General features: G+C 45.0%; 6 protein-coding genes and 2 rRNA genes. 3 read left to right on the top strand and 5 right to left on the bottom strand.

Annotated elements, in window-relative coordinates; all coding sequences use genetic code 11:
* The 3 genes from EGI32_RS10555 to EGI32_RS10565 all read right to left on the bottom strand — a co-directional run.
* On the bottom strand, window positions 1-324 hold a 324-nt coding region (locus EGI32_RS10555), incomplete at its 3' end, for a type I restriction endonuclease (protein WP_255155362.1).
* A gap of 111 nt (window positions 325-435) precedes the next feature.
* On the bottom strand, window positions 436-684 hold the full coding sequence (locus EGI32_RS10560; RefSeq protein WP_255154907.1) for a helix-turn-helix domain-containing protein: 249 nt from the start codon (window positions 682-684) through the stop codon (window positions 436-438).
* An 89-nt stretch (window positions 685-773) separates the two neighbouring features.
* Window positions 774-1,070: a hypothetical protein gene (locus tag EGI32_RS10565; RefSeq protein ID WP_255155363.1), complete on the bottom strand. Its 297-nt coding sequence runs from the start codon at window positions 1,068-1,070 to the stop codon at window positions 774-776.
* A 452-nt stretch (window positions 1,071-1,522) separates the two neighbouring features.
* Here EGI32_RS10565 and EGI32_RS10570 point away from each other — a divergent pair, with 452 nt between their 5' ends.
* The 3 genes from EGI32_RS10570 (at window position 1,523) to EGI32_RS10580 (ending at window position 3,857) form a co-directional block, all read left to right on the top strand.
* Entirely contained in the window at window positions 1,523-1,831 is a 309-nt protein-coding gene (locus EGI32_RS10570) for a GIY-YIG nuclease family protein (RefSeq protein WP_255155364.1), read from the top strand.
* Between the two features lie 353 nt (window positions 1,832-2,184).
* A complete protein-coding gene (locus EGI32_RS10575; RefSeq protein ID WP_255155365.1) occupies window positions 2,185-2,475 on the top strand; it encodes a hypothetical protein in 291 nt (96 codons plus the stop codon).
* 122 nt (window positions 2,476-2,597) lie between these two features.
* Entirely contained in the window at window positions 2,598-3,857 is a 1,260-nt protein-coding gene (locus EGI32_RS10580; protein ID WP_255155366.1) for a complement C1q domain-containing protein, read from the top strand.
* A 356-nt stretch (window positions 3,858-4,213) separates the two neighbouring features.
* Here the strand turns inward: EGI32_RS10580 and rrf are convergent.
* Both rrf and EGI32_RS10590 read right to left on the bottom strand, forming a co-directional pair.
* A 5S ribosomal RNA gene (gene rrf, locus EGI32_RS10585) occupies window positions 4,214-4,325 on the bottom strand.
* A 120-nt stretch (window positions 4,326-4,445) separates the two neighbouring features.
* Window positions 4,446-5,935, bottom strand: a 23S ribosomal RNA gene (locus EGI32_RS10590); the annotation flags it as partial.

The following is a 5,935-nucleotide window of genomic DNA, read 5'->3' on the forward strand; positions in this document are numbered from 1 at the left end:
CTGAATAAATAAACCATCAGTAATAAATACAATTTTAACTCCTAAGGGAGTTGCATATTTTTTTATTGTTTCGTTTAATGTCGTCTGTAGGGTTTTTCCTTGTCTTTTAGCCTCAATTATTGCAAGCGGTTTTTTATCAGATGAATACAAAACATAATCAGGCCTATTACCTTTAAATTTTTTATTTTCAGAAACTGTTCTCGCACGCTCCGTATAACAATTACAATCCGGGCTGTCCTCATCGATATTCCAAGAAAGGTTTGTTAGCCAATTATTTATCTTAATTCTAGTAGAACTCTCTAACGGATTTGTAAACTTTTTCATGAGGCCCTAAATCTTTATACGCTTATTAAAAACTATCAATTACTAGCAAAGATAAATAAAAGGTGGTTAGTGTTTTTAAACTTCCTTGATGTTGTATTTTGAATTCTAAATTTATTTAATTTTAAACAACACCGAATCAAAAAAATACTTCAACGTTATCCCCCGCTCAATACAAAACTTATTGATCGTATACAAACTCGTTCCTCTTCCTCTTTCATTCTTATTATAGTCCTGGGGATTTCTTCCTGAATTATCAGCTAGTGCTTGCTGGCTCAAACCGCTTTGCTCACGAAGTTCTTTCAACCTTGCGGCAACAGCCAGTTTAAATTTAATATCTACTTTGTCGAGTTTAGCGGGCATAAGTAAACCTAAAGAAATTTTTAAAATAAAGCATAAGACATATGTCTTAGTTGCGATAATAATTAGTATATTTAATTATTAATCATTCTTCAACTTTTCACCCAATGACAACACTCCCCGCCCACATCGCCGAGCACTACTACTCCCTCCACCAACCCAATCCTGATACCGCTGCCGATGCCGCCGCCGTTATCGATGGCTTTGTAAACGAATACACCGCCGAAGAAGCCGGCCGCGAGCTGTGGCTGCTCTTCAGCGGCGCCCTCACCAGCGAGCACCTGCCGTACAGCGATATAGCGCAGGAGCGGAAGTGCATGCTGCATTTTTATGAGTATGTGAAGGCGTTGCTGGAGGCTACTTATGCGTTGCAGCCAATTAAAACTCAAAATGCCTGATTTTTTTTCCACGGTCAGCCTGAATAAACCCGCCACTGTCAGCCTGAGCTTGTCGAAGGCGGCATTAGAACCTCTCAACCCCGCCTTCGACAAGCTCAGGCTGACTGCACGTAAAGCTTAAGCAATGTTCATTTTTTTAGGGCGTTATCTGAGGTATTCCTATTAATCGTGAGCTTGACACCACCTTCACTGTCAGCCTGAGCTAAGTTTATCCTGAGCTTGCCGACGGATCGAAGGCGGAATTAGAACCTCTCAACCCCGCCTTCGACAAGCTCAGGCTGACAGTAAGGTAGAATTTAGGCTGACAGTATACAATTTAGCTCAGGCTCACAGGAGAGATTTTTCACAAAATTAAACGTTGAAATCCTCACTCAATTCTGGTTAAAATCTCCTTTTTACAACGCCGTGTTTTTAATATTTTGAATATTCGAAAATCAATCAAAATGACCAGCTATTTTGTTTATATACTCAAATGCAACGATAATAGTTATTATACCGGCATAACAAATAACCTCGATAGAAGATTAAAGGAACATCAATCAGGCTATGGTAATGTTTCATACACCAAAACACGCTTGCCTGTGACATTAGTTTTTAGCCAACAGTTTCACAGGGCCGACCAGGCAATTGCATTAGAAAAACAAATCAAAGGGTGGAGCAGAAAAAAGAAAGAAGCTTTCATAAATGAAGAATGGGAGAAATTAAAACTCCTCTCTAGAAATTATACTCAATTTGGGAATCAAGCAAAATGATTTAATTTTTTGCTATGAATGCGCTGAAAGCCTGAAGATCCTTACAGTCAGCTGAGCTAAGTTTCTCAAGCTGACCGCACGTAAAATTTAAGCTACAGAAAATAAATTCAAAATAATCACGGATCAGTCTGCGAAGATCTGCTTGTATTGATCTGCGTTGATCTGCGGGAAACCTTCTCCACCCTTTCACACTACATCCTCAACACCTGCAGCATCGAATCTGTAACGAATCTACAACCTATACATTCGTTACAGATTCGATGCTGCAAGTATTTAACAAGTAGCATTATTTACTTTCAAGGGTTGCCAGAGTCAGTAGGGTAAATATCTTCTTCACCCCAAAAACCCGCATTATGAAATATACTCAACTTCCCTGGTACGCCGATGGCGCTTCGGGCAAAATAGGAAAGAAAGTTTTTTACCAGCGTTCGGGGCAGGTGATGGTACGAAAAGCCCCGGGCAGCTACAATGTTATTCCCACCGAAAAGCAGGCTACTGGCCGGGAAAAATTTACGGCGGCGGTGGCATTTGCCAAAAGCATTATCGCCGATCCGGCGTTGAAAGCATTGTATACAAAGAAAGCTGCGGGCAGGCGCACGGCATATGCGCAGGCGATATCGGAATTCCTGATTGATATAAATTGAACCCCCTGACATCCGGCGGGACACGCACAGAGGAGTTCAAAACATACCATATTTAGGGTATTGCTCATATTCTCATTCCCACATAAATTAGCCCCTTTAAAAACCAACCTTCAATTCAAATCATGAGAAAAATTCTCCCTTTCGTTTTTTCGATGTTGTTTGTTCATGGCGCCATGGCGCAGAATGTTGGCGTGGGCACCACCTCTCCATTGATACCGCTGCATGTAAGGGCTGCATCCGATACCGGTGTAATGCTGGTAGAAAATTCTACCACTATGGCGGATGGTACCAATACAGCGCTCTATTTTAAAAACGGGACTTATTATTCCGGTGCTATCAAAACGTTTGGTACCGGTGTAAATACCAGCAGGCTGGCGTTCTTCGGCTATGCCAACAATGGCAAAAACCTGCTGAAAGAATACATGTCTATTTCTGATGACGGCAATGTGGGTATCAACAATATCATTCCGCAGCGCAAGCTGGATGTAGCGGGGCTCGGGCGGTTTGTTAATGCGGATGCATCATTGGTTATGCCTGCTTTTCTTGTCACTTCTGCTTCTACCGGCTTTGGTGCCCCGGCTATCCAGGCTACGGGTGCGCATGCGGGTATATGGGGTGGCAGTTATTCGGCAACAGGATCGGGCGTGATAGGCTTTTCGGGTAGCGTGCCCACCATTTACGCAGGTACAGGCGTATTGGGTACCAGCGGCAATGGTATAGGCGTGATGGGGTATAGTCAAAAATCAGGATCGAGTTCGATATATGGTTATTCCGAAGCTTCGGATATTGTTTCCGGTGATTTTTATAACCTGGCAAATGGAAGGGCTCTGCGTACAAATGGCAAGGTGCAGATCAGCGGGCAAGGCGCAGCTGCAGGCAGGGTGCTTACTTCAGATGCCTCGGGTAATGCTACCTGGCAGGCAATCCCTACACCTGCCCCCGCAACTGTTGCTTTCTCGGCTTCTCTTACAAGTAATGTTGTGATCAATTCCAACACGGGTATAGCACCCAATACTTATACCGCCCAGTATAATGATGGCGGAGGATTTAATGCGGGCAGTTTTACCGCGCCTTCTGCAGGGATCTATTCTTTTACCGTGAATGTAGGACTATCGCAACCGGCTTTTGCCAATGCTTTGAGGATCTATGTGCAATTAAATGTAAACGGAGTTACGCCGCCCGGTTGTTCCCATATCGGCTATCTGCCGCCAAACAGTGTAGGTGCGCATACTATTACTTCGTCGCATATATTGAAGCTGGCAGCCGGGGATGAAGTATATGTCAGTTTTCTGAGTTCTGCAGCTACGGGAAGTACCAGCACTACAATAAATGGTGGCGGAGGGGAGTATACGACTACGTTTGCGGGGGTGAAGGTGAATTAGTGAATGGTGAATAGTGAATAGTCAAACCTTCGGGGGTTGGTGCTGAGTGCGGAGGGTTGTTATGATACAGGTAATTTGGGCCGGTGGCGGGAGCTGCCGGTTTTTTGTATACAGAATTCTACTCTGGGTTGACTACCCGCGGTTGACTACTCTGGGTTGACTACCTGCGATAGTCTGTGGTCTGTGGCGGTTATGGGCCATAAAAAAGCCTTCAGGTTTACTTGAAAGCTTTCAAAAGAATATGCCTGTCCCCATCCCCACAGTACTGTGGGGATGGGGACAGTACCATCGGCAATCAGGGGGATCACGTATGGGCATAAAAAAACCCTTCAGGTTATTGAAGGGTCTTAAAAAGAATATGGCAGCTACCTACTCTCCCGCATTTCTTTGCAGTACCATCGGCCATGAGGGGCTTAACTTCTCTGTTCGGTATGGGAAGAGGTGAACACCCTCGGCAAAACCACCATAAAAAGATGATTGTCGAGCGACAATTTAATAAGTTAACATATTGGAAAAAAGAAGTAAACAAGTAATAGTATATTCATTCCCTGCATGTTGTTCCGTAGGAACAGCGTGTGGGTAATAAAAAAAAATAAAGCTTACGGGCAATTAGTACTACTCGGCTTCGATGTTACCACCCTTATACCTATAGCCTATCAACGTCATAGTCTTTGACGACCCTTAAAAGTAAACTCATCTTGAGGAAGGTTTCACGCTTAGATGCTTTCAGCGTTTATCCTGGCTGTACATAGCTACTCTGCATTGCACCTGGCGGCACAACAGATACACCAGCGGTACATACGACTCGGTCCTCTCGTACTAAAGTCATGTCCTCTCAATTTACTCGCGCCCATCACAGATAGGGACCGAACTGTCTTGCGACGTTCTGAACCCAGTTCACGTGCCACTTTAATCGGCGAACAGCCGAACCCTTGGGACCTTCTCCAGCCCCAGGATGTGACGAACCGACATCGAGGTGCCAAACCTCCCCGTCGATATGAGCTCTTGGGGGAGATCAGCCTGTTATCCCCAGAGTACCTTTTATCCTTTGAGCGACGGCCCTTCCATACAGAACCGCCGGATCACTTTAGCCGACTTTCGTCCCTGCTCGACTTGTAAGTCTCACAGTCAAGCTCCCTTATACTAATACGCTCTATGTACGATTACCAACCGTACTGAGGGAACCTTTGCAAGCCTCCGTTACACTTTAGGAGGCGACCACCCCAGTCAAACTACCCACCATGCACTGTTTCCCGTCAGGGATTAGATTCTAAATGTTTAAAGGTTGGTATTTCAACGTTGACTCCACGATGCCTAGCGACACCGCTTCAAAGTCTCCCAACTATCCTACACATCAAAAATTCAAAATCAATGCAAAGTTGTAGTGAAGGTTCATGGGGTCTTTCCGTCCCGTGACGGGTAACCGGCATCTTCACCGATACTACAATTTCACCGGGCTCGTGGAGGAGACAGTGTACAACTCATTAGACCATTCGTGCAGGTCGGAACTTACCCGACAAGGAATTTCGCTACCTTAGGACCGTTATAGTTACGGCCGCCGTTTACTGGGGCTTCAGTCAGAAGCTTTGGCTTGCGCCGAACATCCTTCCTTAACCTTCCAGCACCGGGCAGGTATCAGGCTCTATACGTCATCTTTCGATTTTGCAGGGCCCTGTGTTTTTGCTAAACAGTTGGTTGTACCATTTTACTGAGACCGACCGAAATCGGTACGCTTTATCCCGAAGTTACAGCGTTAATTTGCCTAGTTCCTTCTCCACGGCTCACCCGAGCGCCTTAGAATACTCATCCCACCCACCTGTGTCGGTTTGCGGTACGGGCTGCTTTAAACATAACTTAGAGGTTTTTCTCGGAGGTCTGATTAGGGTCACTATCAGCTAAGCCGAAGCTTCGCTGTACTATCAGGTTCGCCATCCCGTACGGATTTACCTATACAGAATATAACTACACCCTTTAACGAACTATTCCGTCAGTTCGCGGACCTTTCACTACCCCGTCACCCCATCGAATTTAAAGCAGGTGTTGGAATATTAACCAACTTGCCATCAGCTACCCCTTTC

It is taken from the genome of Ferruginibacter sp. HRS2-29, assembly GCF_024343615.1.
Taxonomy (GTDB): Bacteria; Bacteroidota; Bacteroidia; order Chitinophagales; family Chitinophagaceae; genus Ferruginibacter.

Coding starts and splice junctions, on each gene's coding strand:
- EGI32_RS10575 (WP_255155365.1), top strand. CDS start 2,185: ATGAAATATACTCAACTTCCCTGGTACGCCGATGGCGCTTCGGGCAAA.
- EGI32_RS10570 (WP_255155364.1), top strand. CDS start 1,523: ATGACCAGCTATTTTGTTTATATACTCAAATGCAACGATAATAGTTAT.
- EGI32_RS10580 (WP_255155366.1), top strand. CDS start 2,598: ATGAGAAAAATTCTCCCTTTCGTTTTTTCGATGTTGTTTGTTCATGGC.
- EGI32_RS10560 (WP_255154907.1), bottom strand. CDS start 684: ATGCCCGCTAAACTCGACAAAGTAGATATTAAATTTAAACTGGCTGTT.